This window comes from Methylophaga sp. UBA678 (genome assembly GCF_002299105.1).
Classification (GTDB): domain Bacteria; phylum Pseudomonadota; class Gammaproteobacteria; order Nitrosococcales; family Methylophagaceae; genus Methylophaga; species Methylophaga marina.
Genome location: NZ_DBNG01000027.1, coordinates 104,063 through 126,753 on the forward strand (window position 1 = coordinate 104,063; position 22,691 = coordinate 126,753).

Annotated in this window: 19 protein-coding genes and 3 tRNA genes; 7 read left to right on the forward strand and 15 right to left on the reverse strand. The window is 42.7% G+C overall.

The features are described 5' to 3' along the window. Positions 1–243 precede the first annotated feature (243 nt). A complete protein-coding gene (locus tag B3014_RS13445) occupies positions 244–1,554 on the forward strand; it encodes an MFS transporter (RefSeq protein WP_289244981.1) in 1,311 nt (436 codons plus the stop codon). Positions 1,555–1,592: 38 nt separating this feature from the next. Here the strand turns inward: B3014_RS13445 and B3014_RS13450 are convergent. The 3 genes from B3014_RS13450 to B3014_RS13460 all read right to left on the reverse strand — a co-directional run bounded on the left by B3014_RS13450 (position 1,593) and on the right by B3014_RS13460 (position 5,044). Beyond that, positions 1,593–1,669 (reverse strand) — tRNA-Pro (locus tag B3014_RS13450). A gap of 109 nt (positions 1,670–1,778) precedes the next feature. Then, positions 1,779–4,145 (reverse strand): phosphoenolpyruvate synthase, encoded by a 2,367-nt coding sequence (ppsA, locus tag B3014_RS13455; protein ID WP_289244982.1) that lies wholly within the window; start codon positions 4,143–4,145, stop codon positions 1,779–1,781. Positions 4,146–4,153: 8 nt separating this feature from the next. After that, entirely contained in the window at positions 4,154–5,044 is an 891-nt protein-coding gene (locus B3014_RS13460) for a pyruvate, water dikinase regulatory protein (protein WP_286305086.1), read from the reverse strand. Positions 5,045–5,320: 276 nt separating this feature from the next. Here B3014_RS13460 and B3014_RS13465 point away from each other — a divergent pair, with 276 nt between their 5' ends. Continuing rightward, positions 5,321–6,331: an HpcH/HpaI aldolase/citrate lyase family protein gene (locus B3014_RS13465; protein ID WP_289244983.1), complete on the forward strand. Its 1,011-nt coding sequence runs from the start codon at positions 5,321–5,323 to the stop codon at positions 6,329–6,331. 171 nt (positions 6,332–6,502) lie between these two features. Here the strand turns inward: B3014_RS13465 and B3014_RS13470 are convergent, their stop codons facing one another. From B3014_RS13470 to uvrB, 10 genes are all read right to left on the reverse strand, one after another. After that, positions 6,503–6,868: a MerR family transcriptional regulator gene (locus tag B3014_RS13470; protein WP_286305088.1), complete on the reverse strand. Its 366-nt coding sequence runs from the start codon at positions 6,866–6,868 to the stop codon at positions 6,503–6,505. Next, positions 6,852–7,148, reverse strand: a complete 297-nt coding sequence (ihfA, locus tag B3014_RS13475) for an integration host factor subunit alpha (RefSeq protein ID WP_091711658.1) — start codon at positions 7,146–7,148, stop codon at positions 6,852–6,854. The genes B3014_RS13470 and ihfA overlap by 17 nt, the downstream gene beginning before the upstream one ends. 39 nt (positions 7,149–7,187) lie before the next feature. After that, on the reverse strand, positions 7,188–9,563 hold the full coding sequence (gene pheT, locus B3014_RS13480; RefSeq protein WP_289244984.1) for a phenylalanine--tRNA ligase subunit beta: 2,376 nt from the start codon (positions 9,561–9,563) through the stop codon (positions 7,188–7,190). A 16-nt stretch (positions 9,564–9,579) separates the two neighbouring features. Continuing rightward, positions 9,580–10,617, reverse strand: coding sequence for a phenylalanine--tRNA ligase subunit alpha (pheS, locus tag B3014_RS13485; RefSeq protein WP_289244985.1), 1,038 nt, complete (start codon positions 10,615–10,617; stop codon positions 9,580–9,582). A gap of 107 nt (positions 10,618–10,724) precedes the next feature. Then, positions 10,725–11,084: a 50S ribosomal protein L20 gene (gene rplT / locus B3014_RS13490; RefSeq protein ID WP_286305091.1), complete on the reverse strand. Its 360-nt coding sequence runs from the start codon at positions 11,082–11,084 to the stop codon at positions 10,725–10,727. A gap of 16 nt (positions 11,085–11,100) precedes the next feature. After that, positions 11,101–11,298 (reverse strand): 50S ribosomal protein L35, encoded by a 198-nt coding sequence (rpmI, locus tag B3014_RS13495; protein ID WP_007145589.1) that lies wholly within the window; start codon positions 11,296–11,298, stop codon positions 11,101–11,103. 34 nt (positions 11,299–11,332) lie between these two features. Continuing rightward, positions 11,333–11,851, reverse strand: coding sequence for a translation initiation factor IF-3 (gene infC / locus B3014_RS13500; RefSeq protein WP_289245000.1), 519 nt, complete (start codon positions 11,849–11,851; stop codon positions 11,333–11,335). 3 nt (positions 11,852–11,854) lie between these two features. After that, positions 11,855–13,780 (reverse strand): threonine--tRNA ligase, encoded by a 1,926-nt coding sequence (gene thrS / locus B3014_RS13505; protein ID WP_286305092.1) that lies wholly within the window; start codon positions 13,778–13,780, stop codon positions 11,855–11,857. Between the two features lie 71 nt (positions 13,781–13,851). Then, positions 13,852–13,928 (reverse strand) — tRNA-Val (locus B3014_RS13510). 49 nt (positions 13,929–13,977) lie between these two features. After that, on the reverse strand, positions 13,978–15,990 hold the full coding sequence (gene uvrB / locus B3014_RS13515) for an excinuclease ABC subunit UvrB (protein WP_289244986.1): 2,013 nt from the start codon (positions 15,988–15,990) through the stop codon (positions 13,978–13,980). A gap of 78 nt (positions 15,991–16,068) precedes the next feature. On the opposite strand from uvrB, the gene B3014_RS13520 reads away from it, so the two are divergent. Continuing rightward, positions 16,069–17,253, forward strand: a complete 1,185-nt coding sequence (locus B3014_RS13520) for a pyridoxal phosphate-dependent aminotransferase (protein WP_289244987.1) — start codon at positions 16,069–16,071, stop codon at positions 17,251–17,253. Between the two features lie 63 nt (positions 17,254–17,316). Next, positions 17,317–17,392: transfer RNA gene (locus B3014_RS13525), tRNA-Asn, on the forward strand. 231 nt (positions 17,393–17,623) lie between these two features. Here B3014_RS13525 and B3014_RS15050 read toward each other — a convergent pair. After that, a complete protein-coding gene (locus B3014_RS15050) occupies positions 17,624–17,743 on the reverse strand; it encodes a hypothetical protein (protein ID WP_339608432.1) in 120 nt (39 codons plus the stop codon). 220 nt (positions 17,744–17,963) lie between these two features. Further along, positions 17,964–18,806 (reverse strand): LysR family transcriptional regulator, encoded by an 843-nt coding sequence (locus tag B3014_RS13530; protein WP_289244988.1) that lies wholly within the window; start codon positions 18,804–18,806, stop codon positions 17,964–17,966. A 101-nt stretch (positions 18,807–18,907) separates the two neighbouring features. Between B3014_RS13530 and B3014_RS13535 the strand changes: the two genes are divergently transcribed. Genes B3014_RS13535 through B3014_RS13545 form a run of 3 tightly spaced genes read left to right on the forward strand, consistent with a single transcriptional unit; the run spans position 18,908 to position 22,688 of the window. Beyond that, the gene (locus B3014_RS13535) at positions 18,908–20,626 is read left to right on the forward strand and encodes a diflavin oxidoreductase (protein WP_289244989.1); all 1,719 of its coding nucleotides are present in this window, start codon (positions 18,908–18,910) and stop codon (positions 20,624–20,626) included. A 16-nt stretch (positions 20,627–20,642) separates the two neighbouring features. Next, positions 20,643–22,361 carry an NADPH-dependent assimilatory sulfite reductase hemoprotein subunit gene (locus B3014_RS13540; RefSeq protein ID WP_289244990.1) on the forward strand — a complete coding sequence of 573 codons (1,719 nt, stop codon included), beginning with the start codon at positions 20,643–20,645 and terminating at the stop codon, positions 22,359–22,361. Beyond that, on the forward strand, positions 22,362–22,688 hold the full coding sequence (locus B3014_RS13545; protein WP_286305097.1) for a DsrE family protein: 327 nt from the start codon (positions 22,362–22,364) through the stop codon (positions 22,686–22,688). The last annotated feature ends 3 nt before the right edge of the window (positions 22,689–22,691 follow it).

The following is a 22,691-nucleotide window of genomic DNA, read 5'->3' on the forward strand; positions in this document are numbered from 1 at the left end:
TCACCTGACTGCGAAATTTCTGTGAAAATCACTCTGTACCCAATCACCTCAATCATCATGACCAGATTATCGGTGCAGCATTTGCATCAAATGCCTTACAACGAGGTAAAGAACAGCAATGATGACTCTTAAACCTGCAGTTTATCTCTATATTGCATGCTTCTTCACTATATTCACATTGATTAAGCATGTTTTTGGTGCACGACATTCCACAATAAGGTGCAGAAATACACAGGAGAACATATGCAATCCTTTGCATTATTAAAACCAATCCAATCTATTTTATGGAGTGTTGCCCTTTTATTGTTAGGCAATGGGCTGATTAGTACCCTACTTACATTGAGAGGTACAGATGAAGGTTTTTCTAGCGCGACAATGGGCTTCATTATGTCGAGCTATTTTATTGGCTTTATTTGTGGCACCTGGGTGAGCGGTAGACTCATACGCCGAATGGGACATATCCGGACATTTGCATTTTGTGCATCAATATGTGCGTCCTCGACTTTAATACACATTATTTTTATTGATGCATGGGTCTGGATTATCTTGCGATTTTTCTATGGGCTTGCCTACATCACCCTGATGACAGTCATTGAGAGCTGGCTCAATAGTCAGGCTGCCAGTCACGAACGTGGCCGTGTATTTGCTTTTTATATGGTAGTTAACTTAGGTGCACTCACTATCGCGCAACAAATGTTACATATCGCGAAACCAGATAATTTCTTATTATTTGCTATCGTTTCTATTCTCATAAGCTGGGCGATACTCCCTTTAACATTAACACGACGAAATCAACCCACTATCAATTCAGAAAAACCTAAAAGCAGTTTAAAAAATTTATTAAAAATTGCGCCACTCTCTGTTGCCGGTTCAACCTTATCGGGTTTAGCGATGGGCGCATTCTGGGCAATGACGCCAATCTATGCGACACAACTTGGCTATGACATCAGTGGTATTGCTCTCATCATGAGTTTAACCATTTTAGGTGGTGCCGCTTTGCAGATTCCTATTGGTCGTTATTCAGATAAGCATGACAGGCCAAAAGTGATTACATGGGTAGTGACATTAGCCGGTCTCGTCGCTTTATCCATGGCAATCATTCCCTCTCAAACGGTGTTACTTGTTGTCTTTTTTATCTGGGGTGGTCTGTCTTTCTCTATCTATCCACTGTCAGTGGCTCAACTTATCGACCAACTGCATCCTGACGAAATTGTTTCAGGCTCATCGGATATGTTGGTTCTTCATGGCCTAGGATGTGCCTTTGCACCTGTCGCAGCAGGCTCATTGATGACACTGATTGGAGCACAAGGTCTACCACTATATATTGGCGCAGTTTTATTGATATTGGCAGCTTATACAGTTTACCGTCGTCGCCGTGTAGTTGATCTTGTCAGTGGAAATAATGCTCACTTCGAACCGATGGTCCAAACCAGCTCCCAAGTACTCAGCATGATGTTCGATCAACCACAAAGAGACTTATTTGATGATCCAAGCTTTTATGGAGAAGAAGAGCGAGAACGGATTATCAATGCTTTAAGACAAAGCGGCTCGTAATTATGAGTTTATATATTGATGATATTCACAAGAGAAATTGGTCGGGACAGAAGGATTTGAACCTTCGACCCCTTGCACCCCATGCAAGTGCGCTACCAGGCTGCGCCATGCCCCGACGATTTTTGTGTCAACCTATAGATTGCTTGAGACAGCCAGATTGACGAGGTCGCTATATTAGCAAAGCCCGGCCTGAAAAAACAGGCCGGACACTCGCTTTTTTACTTTTAAACGTGCTTTTCAGCTAAAGCCTGCCAAGTACTAACAACAGTATCCGGATTCAGAGAGATACTGCTAATGCCACGCTCTAATAACCACTCTGCAAGATCTTCATGATCTGAAGGTCCTTGACCACAAATACCGACATATTTATCCGCTTTCTTACACGCGGTAATGGCCATATCAAGCATCTTCAATACAGCAGGATTACGTTCATCAAATGAACCCGCCACTAATGCTGAGTCACGATCCAAGCCCAGTGTTAACTGAGTCATATCATTTGAACCGATGGAGAAACCATCGAAGAACTCAAGGAATTCATCTGCCATCACAGCATTTGAAGGTAACTCACACATCATGATTAGACGCAGACCATTTTTGCCACGCTCCAGTCCGTTTTCTTTTAGTAAGTTAACGACTGACTCAGCTTCATCTAATGTACGAACAAATGGAATCATCAATTCAACATTAGTTAAGCCCATTTCATCACGAACGCGCTTCATTGCTTCAATTTCAAGTTTAAAGCATTCAGCAAAATCTTCTGATGAATAACGTGACGCACCGCGGAAACCGATCATTGGATTTTCTTCTTCAGGCTCAAATAATGTGCCGCCAATTAGATTGGCGTATTCATTTGATTTGAAGTCTGACATACGTACGATGACAGTTTCAGGATAGAATGCAGCAGCAATGGTTGAGACACCCTCTGCAATACGGCTGATGTAAAATTCTACTGGGTCGCCATAAGCAGTTGTACGTTCTTTAATCGCTTGTTTAACTTCACCTTCCATCTCATCTGCATTCATCAATGCTTTTGGATGAATACCGATCATATTGTTGATGATGAATTCCAAACGAGCCAGACCGACACCTTTGTTTGGTAATTGTGCAAAGCTGAATGCACGGTCAGGGTTACCAACGTTCATCATAATCTTGACTGGCAACTCAGGCATATTATCGAGTTCTTCTACGCGATGTTCGAATTCGAGCAAGCCAGCATAGATATTACCTTCATCACCCTCAGCACAAGAGACAGTGACTTCTGTGCCTTCTTTAATGGTTTCAGTCGCATCGCCACAGCCTACAACAGCAGGAATACCTAATTCGCGAGCGATGATAGCCGCGTGGCATGTGCGACCACCACGGTTAGTGATAATCGCAGAAGCACGTTTCATGATAGGTTCCCAATCTGGATCTGTCATGTCTGTTAACAGAACGTCACCTTCTTGGAATTTATTCATTTGATCGAGACTGTTTAGTAAACGCACTTTGCCTTGACCAATTTTGCTGCCAATAGCGCGGCCAACAGAAAGTAATTCACCTTCTTGTTTCAGAACGAATGTTTCACGAACGTTTTTCTTGGTACGACTTTGCACTGTTTCAGGACGTGCCTGAACAATGTAAATTCGGCCATCATTACCATCTTTAGCCCATTCCACATCCATAGGACGCTTATAATGTTTCTCAATGGTGACAACCATTTTCGCTAAAGACTCAACTTCTTTGTCAGTTAAGCAGAAATGTAAGCGTTCTTCTGCATCAACATCCACCGTTTTCACCGGAGATGAAGCATCCCCAGAGTAAATCATTTTAATAGCTTTATGACCGACTGTACGGCGTAAAACTGATGGACGACCGGCTTCTAGAGTATTTTTATGAACATAGAACTCGTCAGGGTTGACAGCACCTTGCACCACCATTTCGCCCAGGCCATAACTACCAGTAACGAAGACAACATCACGGAAGCCACTTTCTGTATCAAGAGAAAACGCAACACCGGCACTTGCAATATCAGAACGCACCATTTTTTGGATGCCAGCAGATAAAGCGACTTCACTATGATCAAAGCCTTGGTGGTCACGATACGCAATAGCACGATCATTAAATAATGATGCAAACACTTCACGAATCGCTTTTTTGATGTTTGCTAAGCCAGAAACGTTAAGAAATGTTTCTTGTTGCCCCGCGAAAGAAGCATCAGGTAAATCTTCTGCCGTTGCTGATGAACGCACAGCAAAGCTTGCTTCAGGACCGTATTCTTTTTCCAGCGCGGCATAAGCTTCGTCTATCGCTTTTTCCATCGCTTCTGGATAAGGAATAGTCATAATCCAATCACGGATTTCCTGACCTGTTTTTTGCAAAGCAGTGACGTCATCGACATCCAGCTCACGCAAGCGTTCATTGATTTTACTCTGGAGTCCATCGTGCAGAAGAAACTCCCGGTAAGCATCCGCTGTTGTGGCAAAGCCACCTGGGACATCGACTCCTAGAGGGGCGAGATTTTGCAGCATTTCACCTAATGAGGCGTTTTTACCACCTACTCTGCCGACATCCTCCATGCATAGCTTATCCAGAGAGATAACATATTCCGACATAGTTATAACTACCTTGCTTTTATAGATTTATTAAACATTAAAACCGACTCTCTTACTCGCTCCCGGCCCAAGCCCAGTGCGCGTACTACACGGCTTGAGATTTCTTCGATTGAAGTATCGGTTGTTTCGAAAACGGCAATTCCCGCTTTATCGAACATAGATTGTGCTTGTGTCAATTCTGCCTGACAAATTTCCAGAGAGGCGTATTCACTCCCGGGCCTGCGTTGGCGTCTGATACGACTTAATGGCACGGGCTTAATTGTTAGCCCAACCAGTTTATCAATATTATCCAATAAACACTGAGGTAATTCATCTGAAGACAAGTCTTCTGGCGTCAAAGGATAGTTCGCCACTTTGAGTGAAAAGTTCATTGCCAGATAAAGACTTGTAGGGGTCTTACCACAACGTGACACACCAGCAAGAATCACATCGGCATCATTATAATGATCGGGTCTGACACCATCATCATGCGTCAGAGCGAAGTCAATGGCGTCTAATCTGCGCTGGTATGTGGTATCACTAAATGCAATTCGCGAGACACCTTGTTTGTGAGATGACTCAACACCAAAGAAACTTTCCAATGAGCCAATATAACTGTGAAACAAACTAATAACACAAGCGTTGGCGCTCTCGATAATGTATTGCTCATCATCATGCACTAAAGTGCTAAAAACAACGGGTTTGAGATTAGACTCTAAGCTGGTTTCGTTTATTTTCTCTCTGGCCTGTAATGCTTTTTCTGGGGTGTCTACAAAGGCCAGTGTGATGGTTTCGAACTCGAGATCTGGAAATTGAGCCAACAAGCACTTTCCATAAGATTCGGCAGTAAGTCCGGTGCGGTCTGATACAAAGAACACTTTCCGTATTTGTTCAGAATATTGTAGTTCTGTTTCTGTCATGTGTTAATCATGTGCCGAAATACAGGAATTGATCAACAAAAATTTTGCGTTAAGACAAAACACTGTTTACTCAATTCAGACCATACCGTATTTACTCGTCATATCAAAAAGACCTGTGGGATCATTTTCAAAACGAAAATACGGCAACCAAAACCGTGAATAATCGCATCTTTTTAAACTAAAAACCAGACTTAATCGATATATTATACTTCTGACAATCAGACACTTTATGATAACTGGCCCGATAGAAAGAGCCTATCTAGGATAGATATATAAATGAGTACCTTGATTCATCCCAATGATGCGCTTGTGAATGAAGAGCCACCACTTCCACTGATACCGGTATGTGAACACTTTGCAGGGAACCGTCACACACTACTCAAAGCCTTTGCGATTCAAGCTGAGTATGGCCCTGTTTTCGACATAACTTGTGATTGCGAAGATGGTGCAGCAACCGGGACAGAAATTTCCCACGCCAATATGATTGTTGAGCTTCTCAATAGCGAATATAACATCCATAAAATGGCAGGTGTGCGTATCCATGGGTTCAATGAGCCTGTCTGGAAACAGGAAGTCGATATTTTATTATCTGGGGCAAGAGATCTCATTCGTTACATAACCCTTCCCAAGGCGCAGGATGCGACTCAAGTTGAGATGATGCTTGAATACATCCAGCTAGCCTCACAGAAATATAGCCTCCAGCCATCGCTGCCAATACATGTCTTAATTGAAACGCATGGCGCTTTAGGTGAAGTAAATAAGATTGCCATGATGGAGCCTGTTGAAGTGCTCGATTTTGGCATTATGGACTATATCAGTGCTCATCAGGGAGTGATAACGGATGAAGCGATGCGGAGCCCACTTCAATTTGAACATGCGTTAATCGCTCGAGCAAAAACAGACATTGTCAGAGCTGCGATAAGTTCTGGTTGTGTTGCTTCACACAACGTCAGCTTAGCCATTAAAGATTATCAACAAACCTATGACGATGCCCATCGAGCGCGTACTCAGTTCGGCTTTCTGAGGATGTGGAGTGTGCATCCTGTTCAAATTAAAGCCATTATAGATGCGATGTCTCCCAACCCAGACCAGCTCCAACTAGCCAGTGAGGTTTTACTATCAGCACAACAATATAACTGGGCACCTATTCAGCTGAACGGAAAACTGTATGACAAAGCTTCGTATCGTTATTACTGGCAACAAATTCAACAGGCCTATTTAGCTGGTCTTCCTCTCGGAAAACCTGTGCAACAACAGTTTTTTAGTCAGAATAATTGCACACCATAAGGACTACATTACATAGGTAGATATGAAATTAACCATACATTATTCCTGTCATGCTATTAACAAGTTAAATACCCACAATACCGACTAGCCAAAAATCATTCAGTTAAATAAAAAAAAGCCCGCACAAGAACTTTGTACGGGCTTTTTTATTTGAAAAGAATGAACGAGAAATTAGTTTAAAAACGTTCTTAAATCTTCAAGTTCTTTCAGCAACTCTTTTACGAGCTGTTTTTGATCAGTTTGATTATCAGCAGAAGCACTCGCTTTTGCATCGGTTCCCAGTTGCTGTCTGGCACCACCGATGGTGAAGCCTTGCTCATATAACAAGCCACGAATCTCACGAATCAACACAACATCATGACGCTGGTAATAACGACGATTACCTCGACGTTTAACCGGTTTAAGTTGTGAAAATTCTTGTTCCCAGTACCGAAGAACGTGAGGTTTTACACCACACAACTCACTGACTTCACCAATCGTAAAATAGCGTTTCGCCGGTATTACAGGGAGTTCGTTGTTGTTACTTGCTTCCAGCATAATTGTCCACCCTTGCCTTCAGTTTTTGTCCGGGTCTGAACGTGACCACGCGACGGGCTGTTATTGGGATTTCTTCACCAGTTTTTGGGTTACGACCTGGTCTTTCACTTTTATCTCTTAATTCAAAATTACCGAACCCAGATAACTTTACTTGTTCACCTTTTTCTAATGCCGTACGAATTTCTTCAAAAAACATTTCAACTAATTCTTTTGCTTCACGTTTGTTGAAACCTAACTCATCGTACAACTGTTCTGTCATATCGGCCTTAGTCAGTGCCATGTCTACCTCAAATTAATTCTTATTGTTTATTAAGCGATGTTAAGATCTTATCGTTGCATTAAGCTTTTGCGACAGGGTTTCTGTCACAGTTTTAAGCAATGAGTCGACTTCATCGTCTGTTAATGTTCGCTCTTTGTGCTGGAGTATAAAGGCCACTGCCAAGCTTTTCTTGCCAAGCTCGACGCCTTCTCCACTATACACGTCAAATAATTGAAATGACTTAAGAATATCAGAATCGATCTTACTCAAGCAATCTTCAATTTGACCAGCATTGACAGCATCATCTACCAAAAGAGCCAAATCACGACGCAATGCTGGGAATTTTGACAGTGTCTCAAACTCAGGAACGACAGAATCAACGAGCTCGTTCAGGCTTAACTCGAAGACGTAGACCTTTCCATCAATATCCAGTGATTTGTTTAATTTTGGATGGATGGCGCCTAGCCAACCAATAGCTTCATCGTTCTTATAGACACGTGCAGATTGGCCTGGATGTAATGCTGGATGAGATTCTTTCTCGAATCTTACTTGACCACCACCCAGAGCAAGCAATGCTTCCACATCAGCTTTGATGTCGAAGAAGTCCACTTCACGTGGTTTCTGCGACCACTGTTCGGCATAATTACTGCCGTATATTAAACCACCAATTTGACGCGGTTGTGCAATATCATTCAAAGTACCTTTGAAGACACGTCCTACCTCAAATAGACGAATCCGATCATGCTGTCGATTAGCATTATAAACCATTGCCTGTACCAGGCCGGGCCAGAGTGATGTTCTCATCACAGAAAGATCAGACGAAATGGGGTTGGCCAATTTTATCGGTGCTGAGTCGTCTTGTGCGAGCAACTGCTGGATTTTAGGCTCAACGAAACTATAGGTCACAGCTTCATGATAACCACGGTCAACCATGAGGTTTTGCAACCGCTCAACCGGTGTCAATGTCTCCGTAATATTGGTTGTTAAAACGGTTCCCTGCGGACGAGTATTAGGCAATTTATCGTAGCCATACAAGCGGCCTAACTCTTCGATTAAATCCACTTCGATTGAGAGATCAAAACGAAAAGAAGGGACTGATACCTGCCAGCCATCTTCAACAACATCAACAGCCAAACCTAATCTTGTTAATTGTTCAGCAACTGTTTTACCGTCCAGTTCAAGTCCAAGCACTCGTTTGATTCTGTCAGTACGAAGATGAATTGTTGCTGTTTTCGGTAAATCTTTCTCGCTACATTCTTCAATAACAGGGCCAGCTTCACCACCCACAATTTCAAGCAGTAAAGATGTTGCACGATTCATAGTCTTGCTAGCTAATTCTGGATCCACCCCTCGTTCAAAGCGATGTGATGAATCTGTATGCAAACCATAGCTTCGCGCTTTACCAGCAATAGCTTCTGGTGCAAAAAATGCTGACTCTAGGAACAAAGAGGTTGTGAGCGAACTTACTGAAGAGTCTTGTCCACCCATAACACCAGCTAAGGCTAGTGGCTTTTCTGCATCACAAATCAATAAGGTATCTGCTTGCGTATCGATTGTTTGGCCGTCTAACAGGGTCAGCTTTTCACCTTGTTGTGATAAACGCACATTAATTGATTGTTCAATCTTACCCAAATCAAAGGCATGCATAGGCTGCCCTAATTCGAGCATGACATAGTTGGTCACATCAACCACAGGTCCCAAACTTCTTAACCCACTGCGGCGGAGCTTCTCTTGCATCCACACAGGTGTTTCTGCTGCTGGATTAATATTTTCGATAATGCGTCCCAGATATCGTGGGCAGGCAGCAGTTGCTTCAACATTGACATCCAAAATCTTGGAAGAGGTTGCGCTTACAGGCTCAGATGCCACAGCGTTGATATCTTCTGAAGTCAGTACACCGACTTCACGTGCTACACCCGCGACACTTAAACAATCACTACGATTGGGTGTGAGATCAATATCGATTGCCTTATCATCTAAATCCAGATAAACACGAAAATCTTCACCAACAGGTGCATCATCAGCAAGCTCCATCAAACCGTCAGCAGATTCCGTCAGGCCTAATTCTTTTGATGAACACAACATACCAAACGATGGAACACCACGCAGTTTGGCCTGTTTAATTTTAAAGTTACCAGGTAAAACAGCACCGATGACCGCAACAGGTATTTTCAATCCTTCGCGAACATTACTTGCACCACAAACAATATCCAGTAACGCTTCGCCACCCACATTAACTTTTGTGAGACGTAACTTATCGGCATCCGGATGCGGTGTGACAGAGGTCACTTGCCCCACAACGACACCTGAAAACTCGCCTGCCACAGCTTCTACGGCATCAACTTCGAGACCAGCACCAGTGAGTTTCTCAACTAATGCATCTGTATCAAGTGCAGGGTTTACCCACTCTCTTAACCATTTTTCACTAAACTTCATTGTCTTATCTCGTCGCTTAACTGAATTGTTTCAGGAAACGTAAATCGTTTTCGAAGAACATACGTAAGTCATTGACGCCGTATCGCAGCATCGCCATACGCTCGACACCGAGACCAAACGCAAAACCAAGATACTTTTCACTATCAATGTTGACGTGTTTGAATACATTCGGATGAACCATGCCGCAGCCAAGTATTTCAATCCAACCGGTATGACTACATACGCGACAACCTTCTCCACCGCAGATTACGCACTCGATATCTGCTTCAGCTGAAGGTTCGGTGAACGGAAAATACGAAGGACGAAAACGTACTTTTAGTGGTTTTTCAAAGAATGCTTGCAGAAAGTCTGACAAGATACCTTTCAGATCAGTAAAACTGATATTTTCATCCACCATCAACCCTTCGATCTGATGAAACATCGGTGTGTGGGTTAAGTCTGAGTCGCAACGATACACTCTGCCCGGGGCAATCAGACGTAAAGGTGGCTGTTCTTCTTCCATCACACGGATTTGCACCGGTGAGGTATGTGTTCTTAATAATTTATCTGCGTCAAAATAAAATGTGTCATGCATAGCACGAGCAGGGTGATGCTCAGGAATATTAAGCGCAGTAAAGTTATGATGACCATCTTCGATTTCGGGGCCTTCCGCCACATCAAAACCAATATTCTTAAAGTAACGTTCTATACGCTGTAATGTACGAGTGACGGGATGTAAACCACCCACCTCGCTGTTGCGACCAGGTAAAGTCACATCAACACTTTCTGCCGCTAAAGCAGCTTCCATTGCAATTTCAGCTAGTGCTTTATTTCTGGCATCGATGAGCGCTGACACATCTTGTTTAGCTATATTTACCGACTTACCAATAATAGGTCGCTCTTCAACGCCCACATTGGCTAATCCTTTCAGATAAGCCGTGATTTTGCCTTTCTTACCCAAAAACTCAACGCGAACGTTATCCAAAGCCCGATTATCATTCGCTTCTGCAATTGCTGCTTTCGCAGACTCAACAATGTCGTTTAAAGCTTCTAACTGTGTGTCCAGTTCAGCCATTATTACCCCCACCTGAGGAACAATATTCAGAAACAAAAAAGGGCCGTTTTGGCGGCCCTTTTCTACTTACATGCAAACACGTAGGTTTAATCAATAAACCGACGATATTAGTTTGCCAGTGCAGCTTTCGCTTTTTCTGCAAGTGCAGCAAATGCAGCTTCATCATGTACAGCGATATCGGCCAACACTTTACGATCGATTTCGATAGAAGCTTTTTTCAGACCATCGATCATTCTGCTGTAAGACAATCCACACTCACGTGCAGCAGCATTGATACGTGCAATCCATAAAGTACGGAAATTACGTTTTTTCTGACGACGGTCACGATAAGCATATTGACCTGCTTTGGTGACTGCTTGGACAGCTACGCGGTATACGTTCTTACGACGACCGTAATACCCTTTTGCTTGGTCAAGAACTTTTTTATGGCGAGCACGTGCTGTGACGCCGCGTTTTACTCTAGGCATTAGAAAACTCCCTCAATTACAGGTTTGGCAACATTTTACGAACTGACATGTGATCTGCTTTACAGATTGTCAGAGTAGAACGTAATTGACGCTTACGCTTAGTGCTTTTTTTGGTCAGGATATGACTAGTGAAAGCTTGTGAGCGCTTGAATTTTCCACTACCAGTGCGTTTAAAACGCTTAGCAGCACCACTATGGTTTTTTAATTTAGGCATTGAATTAACAACTCCGCATTGAAAGTTTATATAGTTATTTTTTACTGTTTGGAGCCAAAACCATAATCATTTGACGCCCTTCTTTCTTAGGTCGTTGTTCAACGCTAGACAGTTCTTTAAGATCTTCTGCAACACGTTCAAGTAGTTTAAGACCCAAGTCCTGATGCGCCATTTCACGTCCACGAAATCGGAGGCTGACTTTAGTTTTGTTCCCGCTTTCTAGGAAACGTATCAGGTTGCGTAGTTTTACCTGATAATCCCCTTCTTCTGTTCCAGGTCGGAATTTAACTTCCTTCACCTGAATTTGTTTTTGTTTTTTCTTAGCTAGCGCTTTCTGCTTGCCTTCTTCAAACAAAAACTTGCCGTAATCCATGATACGGCATACTGGTGGACTCGCTTGTGGCGCGATTTCCACCAAATCCAGATCAGCTTGTTCGGCTCGTTCTAACGCGTCTTTCAGCGTAACGATGCCCACTTGCTCACCATTAGAATCTGTTAATCGTACTTCTTTGGCTGTGATTTCTCCATTCAGCCTTTTTTGATCTGTAGCGATGTTCTAATCCTCTATAATTATTCGACCGCGACTCGCAACATCTTTCTGTAGCAAGCCAACAAAGTCCTCAAGTTGCATTGCACCTAGGTCTTCGCCTTTTCGAGTGCGTACTGCCACGGCATTATTTTCTGCTTCACGCTCACCCACCACAATCAAGTAGGGGACGCGACGTAAAGTGTGCTCGCGTATTTTAAAGCCAATCTTCTCGTTTCTCAAGTCCGAATCGACTCTAAATCCTTGTTTCTGCAAATTGTTGGTGATATTTCTGACATATTCAGATTGTTTATCACTGATTCCCATCACCACCACTTGCTTAGGTGCAAGCCATGTTGGGAAGGCGCCAGCATACTCTTCTATTAAGATACCGATGAATCTTTCTAAAGAACCAAGTATTGCCCTGTGCAGCATAACTGGCACTTGTTTACTGCCATCATCTGCGACATATGTCGCATCCAGACGACCAGGCATTGAGAAGTCAACCTGAATAGTACCGCACTGCCACACACGGCCAAGACAATCTTTTAATGAGAATTCAATCTTTGGTCCGTAGAATGCGCCTTCACCTGGCTGTAGGTCCCAGTCTAATTCTGCGGCATTTAATGCCTGTTCTAGGGCATGTTCAGCCTTGTCCCATACCTCATCGCTCCCTACTCTACTTTCAGGACGAGTCGATAATTTAACGATGATTTCATTGAACCCGAAGTCGGCATAAACCTCGTGTAATAAATCAATAAAAGTGGCGACCTCTGACTGAATTTGATCTTCAGTACAGAAAATATGCGCATCATCTTGGGTAAATCCGCGTAAACGCATCAGGCCATGTAAAGTACCTGACGGTTCGTTACGATGACATGAACCAAATTCAGCCATACGTAAAGGCAAGTCTCTGTAGCTTTTCAGACCTTGATTAAAAATCTGAATATGACAAGGACAGTTCATTGGTTTGACGGCATAGTCACGATTTTCTGAATGGGTACTGAAAATCATATCGCCAAATTTATCCCAGTGACCTGATTTTTCCCACAAAGTGCGATCGACAACCTGAGGTGTGCGCACTTCCTGATAACCATTATTGCGTAACACGTCACGAATATAGTTTTCGACAACACGATAAATCTGCCAACCATTATCGTGCCAGAAGATCATGCCTGTGGCTTCTTCCTGCAAATGGAATAGATCAAGATTTTTAGCGATTTTACGATGATCGCGCTTTTCAGCTTCTTCCAGACGATGCAAATAAGCCTTCAGGGCTTTTTTATCTTGCCAGGCAGTACCATATACCCGTTGTAACATTTCGTTATCAGAGTTACCACGCCAGTATGCACCCGCCAATTTCATCAATTTGAAGGCTTTTAACTTACCTGTACTTGGTACGTGAGGACCACGGCATAAATCGACAAAATCACCTTGGCGATAGATAGATAAAGTCTCGCCTTGCGGAATATCTTCCAGGATTTCAGCTTTATAGATTTCACCCATGTCACGGAATAACTCGATACCCGCATCACGAGAGATTTCTTCACGAACCACTGGAAGATCTTGCTTCACGATCTCTTCCATACGCTTCTGGATCTTAGCTAAATCATCCGGAGTAAACGCTTCTTTATATGAGAAATCATAATAGAAGCCATCTTCAATCACCGGACCGATGGTGACTTGTGCTTCAGGATAGAGCTGTTTTACAGCCTGAGCCATTAGATGTGATGTAGAGTGACGGATGACATCCAGACCATCTTCATCACGCTCAGTGATGATGGCTACCTCAGCATCCTGTTCAATGACGAATGACGTATCAACCAGCTTTCCATCAACTTTACCGGCTAATGCAGCACGGGCTAAGCCAGTACCAATATCAGCGGCAACATCATGGATAGAAACGGGATGATCGAATTGGCGTTGAGAGCCGTCGGGAAGTGTTACTGAAATCATATGAAGTCCTGGTTGTGGCCGATACAAAGGGCCTTAAAAACCAAAAAAGCGCCTAAGCGCTTTTGAATATCTGGTAGGCACGAGTGGATTCGAACCACCGACCCCCACCATGTCAAGGTGGTGCTCTAACCAACTGAGCTACGTGCCTGCCGTGAAGCTGCGAAATTATACGCAGCTACTGACAGATTGCAAGCCCTTTAAACAGCGGCCGGACCCAAGGCTATCTTCCTTAGATGTTCCAAGTCATCACGTAGCTTGGCAGCCTCTTCAAATTCAAGGTTTTGCGCATGTTTGTACATGGCGTTTTCAATCTGCTGAATTCGTTTAGCCAGTTGCTGTGGTGTCAGTGAAGCATACTTCGCCTGCTCTTCAGCGACTTCTACAGCCTGTTTATCATTTGCCGGTTTGGACATAGCTTCATCCATGCCCATGCGTATAGCTTTTTTAATACCTTGTGGTGTAATGCCATGCTCTTCATTAAAGGCAATTTGTTTTTCTCGACGGCGATCGGTCTCTTCAATTGCTCGTTGCATTGAGCCTGTTATTTCATCTGCATACAAAATCGCTTTACCGTTCAGATTTCTGGCAGCACGACCAATTGTTTGAATTAGAGAGCGATCGCTGCGTAGGAAGCCTTCTTTATCCGCATCCAGTATTGCTACTAATGAGACTTCCGGTATATCCAAACCTTCTCGTAGTAGATTAATACCGATAAGCACATCAAATTCCCCCAGCCGTAAGTCACGAATAATTTCTACCCGCTCTACGGTATCGATATCAGAATGTAAGTAACGCACTTTGACATTGTGCTCACGTAGATACTCGGTCAGATCTTCTGCCATGCGTTTGGTTAACGTGGTGATTAAAACACGCTCACCGATAGCTGCGCGCTTATTAATTTCAGATAAGACATCATCGACTTGTGTCCCAACAGGCCGAATTTCGACTTGTGGATCGACCAGTCCTGTTGGCCTAACCACTTGTTCGACGATGGTGCTGGAGTGTTCATTTTCGTATTTGCCCGGTGTCGCCGAAACAAAAATCGTTTGTGGGGCCAACTTCTCCCATTCTTCAAACATCAAAGGCCGATTATCCAATGCAGAAGGAAGTCGAAAACCGTAGTTGACCAAGGTCTCTTTTCTAGAGCGGTCGCCTTTATACATCGCACCTATCTGCGGCACCATCACGTGACTTTCATCGATCACCAGAATCGCATCGTCAGGCAAGTAATCAAATAAGGTTGGCGGTGCTGCCCCAGGCCCACGTCCAGATAAATGGCGGGAATAGTTTTCAATGCCGTTGCAATAACCAAGCTCCAATAACATTTCAATATCAAAACGGGTACGTTGTTCTAAACGCTGCGCTTCGACCAGCTTATTGTCAGCATTGAGATGTTCGAGTCGTTCTTTTAGCTCTTCTTTGATGGCATCAACCGCTTTTAATAGGTTATCGCGTGGTGTCACATAGTGCGTTTTGGGATAAATGGTAATGCGGTTCATCCTCTGAAGGATTTCACCTGTCAGCGGATCGAAGTAGCTGATCTGCTCCACTTCATCATCGAATAATTCCACTCTGACAGCATCACGTTCAGACTCTGCCGGGAAGATATCAATCACCTCCCCTCTTACGCGATAAGTACCACGGTGAAGCTCAACATCATTTCGGCTGTACTGCAGTTCCGTCAATCTTCTTAATATATCTCGCTGACTGATGACATCACCCTGAACCAGATGTAACACCATCTCCAAATAAGCATCTTTTTCACCCAAACCATAGATACAGGACACACTTGATACGATAATCGCATCCCGCCTTTCCAACATAGCTTTGGTTGCCGACAAGCGCATTTGTTCGATCTGCTCGTTAACCGACGCATCCTTATCTATAAAAGTATCTGAGGATGGTACGTACGCTTCCGGCTGGTAATAATCGTAATAAGAGACAAAATATTCCACCGCATTATTGGGGAAGAAATCTTTCATCTCACTGTATAATTGCGCGGCCAGGGTCTTATTAGGGGCCAGTACCATCATCGGCCGACCCAGAGCTTGCGCAACATTGGCAATGGTAAACGTTTTACCAGAACCAGTTACCCCAAGCAGGGTTTGCCACATTTCACCGTTTTCCAAGCCTTCAATCAAAGTCTTGATTGCAGTTGGTTGATCCCCGGCAGGAGAAAATTCGCTGACTAGCTGAAAATGTTTACTCATACGTCTTTAGCATCGATTATGTTTGGCGTATATTATTGAGATATTTATCAATTTACCGTGTTAAATGAAGGAAAGATTTTGACTATCAAGCTCTCCCAACGTGTTCAAAACATCAAACCGTCTCCGACTTTGGCAATCACAGCACGCGCTGCGGCGCTGAGAGCCGAGGGCAAAGATGTTATTGGTCTGGGTGCAGGCGAACCCGACTTCGATACTCCTGAACACATCAAACAAGCTGCCATTGAAGCTATCCACAGCGGCAAAACAAAATACACGCCCGTAGATGGCACAGCAGATTTGAAAGATGCCATCATCAAAAAGTTCTCAAGAGATAATGGGCTCGAGTATGCCGCGAATCAAGTCCTTGTTTCCGTCGGTGGTAAACAAAGCTTTTTCAACTTGGCCCAAGCCTTCATTGAAGCAGGTGATGAGGTCATCATCCCCGCACCATACTGGGTATCATACCCGGATATGACACTACTTGCTGACGGCGTACCCGTTATTATCGAAGCCGGTCAGGAAAATCAGTTCAAAATCACACCAGAACAATTAGAGGCGGCGATCACAGATAAAACCAAACTGTTCGTTATCAATAGCCCATCTAACCCAACTGGCATGGCTTACAGTCTGAAAGAGCTGGAAGCACTAGGTGAAGTGTTACGCAAACATCCGAATATTTTCATCGCCACTGATGATATGTATGAACATATCTACTGGGCTGACGAACCGTTCTGCAATATTTTGAATGCCTGCCCGGATCTATATGATAGAACGCTGGTTATGAATGGCGTTTCCAAAGCGTATTCAATGACTGGCTGGCGTATTGGCTATGCAGCTGGACCAGCACCATTAATTGCGGCAATGAAAAAAGTACAATCCCAAAGTACTTCTAACCCAGCATCTATCTCTCAGGCAGCTGCTGTGGAAGCACTAAATGGTGATCAGTCTTGCATCAAAACTATGCTGACCGAATTCAAAAAACGTCACGATTTTGTTGTGGCTGAATTAAACAAAATGCCTGGCGTGGACTCACTAGAAACAGACGGTACGTTTTATGTATTCCCAAGCATCGCCGGTGTATTGGAAAACAAAACTGAACTGAACGACGATATGGATTTTGCCGAAGCCCTATTAGTAGAAAAAGGCGTAGCTGTTGTGCCTGGTTCTGCGTTCGGATTGAAAAACCACATTCGTCTTTCAATCGCGACCAGCGAAGAAAACCTACGTAACGCACTGATTCGTATTGCTGAATTTATTGCATAAAAAATTATTCAAATTTAGGCTTGACCTATACAGGTCAAGCCACTAGAATAGCCATCTTTCTGTTCCCCGATAGCTCAGTTGGTAGAGCAAATGACTGTTAATCATTGGGTCGCTGGTTCGAGTCCAGCTCGGGGAGCCAAAGAATATATAAAACCTCAAAGAGTCTCTCTTTGAGGTTTTTTTATTTCAGCAATATTTATGTCGACTCGTATTCTTTACCTGCTAAATTGACGAGTTTGATAGAAGGTTGCTGCTATAAGCCAATTTGGTAATTTCTTTAATACTCTCCTCTGAAGCATCAATAGTTTTACACTTAGCACTTTATTTTTAAGATATAAATCTCAAAACAGGCTATTTACTGATTTTTACTTCAGTTGGCTATAGCGACCATTGATGTGAAATCAAAATCAGCTGTTACAAAACACTTCGCGACAACTTGTTTTGTGTATATGCCATCCACTGCATCAATAATCAAAGCGATGTCGGACACGTTCTTTCCTCTGACTAAATTGTATTACTACAACGGTGATTAGCCTGTTTTTGTAGAAGTTCAGGCCATGCTTCTCGCGTCGATGACGTTCAATTTCCATAGACCTAACAAATATATATACAACACCATAATTAACATCATCACTAGATATATCTTCAAACTTATTGGCCGATTATTACCGACAAATAGGGTGCTGTAGTGATTGGTGCATATGCTTTACTTATGGCAACCAGGGTGACTCAATTTTCGATGATTCAAACAGGGCATCAATTTGTACGCTATACCGTTGTTTATCTGCTTGTTTGTATAAGACATACACTGGAAAAGTAAACTCAGGATAGTGTTCATTGTGCTTTAAAAGTCCTGCTTTTATATGGTGCTCAACCACACGTGTTCGAAAATAGCCGCTTCCACCGTTTGTTAAAATGTAATGTAATGCTAATGGTCCAAGGCTAATAGTGAGTTGTGCTCGTGCATGTTCAGGTAAAGCCACATCATGTTGACGTCTAAAGTCATCTCCCCAGTCCACGTAGACATATGGGTGAGGATTATCAACGGAACTCACGTGGATGAGTTTTTCTTCTAATAGTTGCTCGACCTGAACGCCAGGCCAATATTCAGGTTGATGAACCAAAATAATATCTAGAACACCATTCTCAAGTTGCTCCATAAGCGATTGACGTTCACCAATCTCTGTTCTTATGGCCACTTCACTTTCAGTGATATTGAGTGCATTTAGCCATTGCAAGACAAGCGGACTCCATAAACTCACTTCACTGCCAATATTGAGTACATTCTGTACTCCTTGGGGTAAAGGCAGATCACGTTTCGCCAGCTCCCACGATTGCACCATTTTCGTAGCATGTTCAACAAACCTGACACCATTTGATGTCAAACTTGCACCGGAGCGGTTGCGAATAAATAATTTACACCCAAGTTGTCCCTCAAGGTTATGAATTCGAGCCGTTACGGTCGTTTGGGTGACATGCAGCTTTTCTGCTGCTGAGATAAAGCTTCCCGATCTGACAATTTCAAGAAAGGTTCTGGCTAAACTGACATCCATATGAATATTTTTGATATTAAATTAAGATAATATTCATTATATATTATTAAACATTCTCTCCATAATGTGTTTCAACATTCACAGCGTTAGAAACACACTTCATGCAAAACTTAGCTACATCATTATTCACAACATCTGAGTGGGAGGCTGTAGCAAACCTTCTAAAGCGTTTGTCTAATGAACAAACAGAATGGTTAGCGAATAACTTATTAGACATTTCTACTACAGATAAAAGCATAGCTGTTGAAAAGAGAGCAGTTGTAGCCTATGGAACAGAAACAGGCAATTCCAAAGGTATTGCTCAGCAGTTTTATGAAAAAGCAGTTCATCAGAATAAATCAATAGAACTCATTAACCTGGCGGATTTCAAACTCAAGCAACTAAAACAGATTAATCAGCTATACATTGTGTGTAGTACTCATGGCGATGGCGAACCACCTGAGCCCATCGCATCGTTCTATGATGAGCTAATACACCTTAATGAAGACCTTTCTCATCTATCCTATGCTGTACTCGCTTTGGGTGACAGTTCATACGATCACTTCTGTCTCACCGGCATCACAATTGATGATAGATTGCGTGAGCTCAATGCTTCACCATTTACTGAATGTGTGGAGTGTGATGTTGATTTTGAAGAAACAGCTGAAGAATGGATTACTTACTGTCTTCCAACGTTACCGAATATGACGAAAAACAGTGAAGTACTCACAAAAAGCCGTCATAAAATCCGTACATCAACCTACTCAAAAACCAGTCCACTCTCTGTAGAAGTGATCAAGAATACGCGTTTATCTGATGACTCAAGATCAAACCCGATCCATCATTTAGAGTTACAGGTACCAGACAATATTCAACTGAGTCTCACCGCGGGTGATGGAATCGGGGTTTTACCTCAAAATCCCCCTCAGCTCGTTCGCCAAATTTTATCCTTAACAACATTTTCTGGGGATGAATCTGTCGTTGTAAAACAGAGAGCTGTACCACTGGTGGAGGCTTTACGTGAATATTGTGATCTCACTTTAGTCACAGCACAATGTTTAACTAAATGGAGTGAGACTTCAAACAACCGTGACCTGATAAAACTGTGCCAAGATAAACAAACATTACGCTCATATCTCAAACGGCATCAGTTAACAGACATTCTAGTCAACCACTCTTTACAGTTAACTCCACAGCAGCTGGTCGATAGCTTAAGACCATTACAACCTCGTTTATATGACGTTGCCAACAGTACTCGCCAGATTCAAGATGAATTGCATCTTACTGTAGAAAAGTATCGGTATTCTTGGTCTGGGAAATTACAAAATGGAATTTGTTCAACATATTTAACGGGTATTGAAGAAGGTGAAAATCTTCTTGTTTTCCCCCACCACAATAAACGGTTTCATTTACCCACGAATCAAAACAGTCCCATTATCCTCATTGCTGACGGTACAGGAATAGCCCCTTTTCGCGCCTTCATACAAGAGATTCAGTCTAATCCTAACCGTGAACACAGCGTGTGGTTGATACTAAGAGAATGTACATTTTTAAATGACTTCCTCTATCAAACGGAGTGGTCCCAGTATCTAAAAGATGGCTTATTAACTCGTTTAAATACCTCTTTTTTTGACGATGTTCCCAATAAATCAATCTACGACATCATTCAAGATAATGAAGATACGTTTAACGGTTGGTTAAGTGCTGGCGCACACCTGTATCTATCTGGTCACAAAGAGATATTTGATCAACTTACACAAACGTTGAGCAAGACATCATCTTATAAGCAAAGCTGGCTTCAACTCACCCAACAAAAACGACTACACAAAAACGTATATTAATTTACGGAGAAATAAAGTGACTACACTCACTATTGCTCGACACTCTGATATTAGCCAACCTCTTAATGAACAGCACAGTAATGAGCAGCTTAAAGCAAAAAGTCATTTCTTGAGAGGCACGATCAAAGAAGGACTCCATGATGCTAATACGGGAGGTATTAGTCACGATGATGGATTGTTAACAAAATTCCATGGTATCTATCAGCAAGATGATCGTGATACACGACAACATCGTCTCATTCGAAAGCTTGAGCCTCATTACCAATTTATGGTGAGACTACGAATTCCAGGTGGAAGATTAACCAAACAGCAATGGATTGAAATAGACCGTTTATCACGAATTTACTCATCGAATGGAATTCGTATTACTACACGTCAAACGATTCAATTTCACGGTGTGGGAAAACAATGCTTACAACCACTCCTGAGAAGTCTAGAAAAAATCGGAATAGATACCCTTGCTGCGTGTGGCGATGATAATCGAGGTATTGTTTGTGGAGTCAACCCTGACGCGTCAAGAGTAGCTCAACAAGTCTATGATCTAGCAAGAGAGACAAGTTCGCGCCTCTTACCTAAAACAGATGCTTATCGAGAAACCTGGTATGACATCCCTCCTTCAGTCTCCCAGTCTGAGGAGCCACTTTATGGGGAAACGTATTTACCTCGTAAATTTAAAATAGGATTCGTCATCCCTCCAGATAATGATATTGATATATTTGCCCAAGACGTCGGTTTTATAGCTGTTATTGAGAAATCTCGTCTGGTTGGTTTCAATGTGTGTGTTGGCGGTGGTATGGGGCAACTTGACTCTAGAGAAGATAGTTATCCGAGGCTATCCACCCCCATTGGCTTTATAGAAGCATCAGATGCACCATTTATTGCTGAAGTCATCATGACTATTCAACGCGATTATGGGGATAGAAAAGATAGACATCGTGCACGTTTCAAATACACATTAGATAGAATCAGTTTAGACAGCTTTAAAAATTTACTCGTAAACCGTTTCGGCAAAAAGCTAGCCCCTTTGAAGCCATACAGATTAACGAATAATGGTGATAAGTTAGGCTGGCATCAGACTGAGGATAGTCAGTGGCTGGCAACATTGCATATTCAAAGTGGACGTATCAATCATCATTTACAAGATCAGTTACAAGCTTTCTTTCAGCAATATAGTGGTGAAGTCCGGTTAACAGCAAACCAGAATATTCAGCTTATCAATATTCCACCATATGACATTTATGACGTAGCAAGACGATTATCTGATCTTGGTTTATACGAAAGGTTGATTCCCTCCAGTCAAGAAGCCGTTACGTTGAGTTGTGTTGCACTTCCAACTTGTGGGCTGGCTATGGCTGAAGCAGAAAGAATAACGCCAGACTTTCTTACCCTTTTTAATGATTTGAAACGTCAGTATGACCTCCAAACAAAACCTATCACACTAAGAATTACTGGTTGTCCCAATGGGTGTGCTCGCCCCTACTTAGCTGAGATAGCCTTAACAGGACGAGCGCCAGGTTTATATAACTTATACCTTGGAGGTAGCCACCGAGGAGACCGACTAGCCACGCTACATGAGAAAAATCTCAGTCAAACTCAGGTTCTGGATGCCTTGGCTCCTTTATTCGATTTGTATTCAACAGATCGCCTCAACAACGAGTATTTTGGGGACTTTCTTCACCGATGTCATTTCATTAAATCCTCATCCATCTCAAATCAGTCAATACAGGAAAGATAGATGTCTGAATTTCTTTTTATACAAAGCCGAGATCCCTTCACAGATGCACTGACTAAATCGCAATATGAATTAATTCACCATCTGGCCAATGCAGGCAATCGTGTGACGGTAGTACTTATCCAGAATGGGGTTATGCCTGCCACCAAAAGCAGCATTTTTACGCCCTTTACTAAATTACTTCATGAAAACATCACATTGGTTGCTGACAAATTCTCTCTCCAACAGAGAGAAATAGATGCTGAACAATTGATACCAGAAATATTAACCACTGATCTGGATATTGTTATCAAAGCATTACTGTCGGGACAAAAAGTCATTTGGAATTAGGAG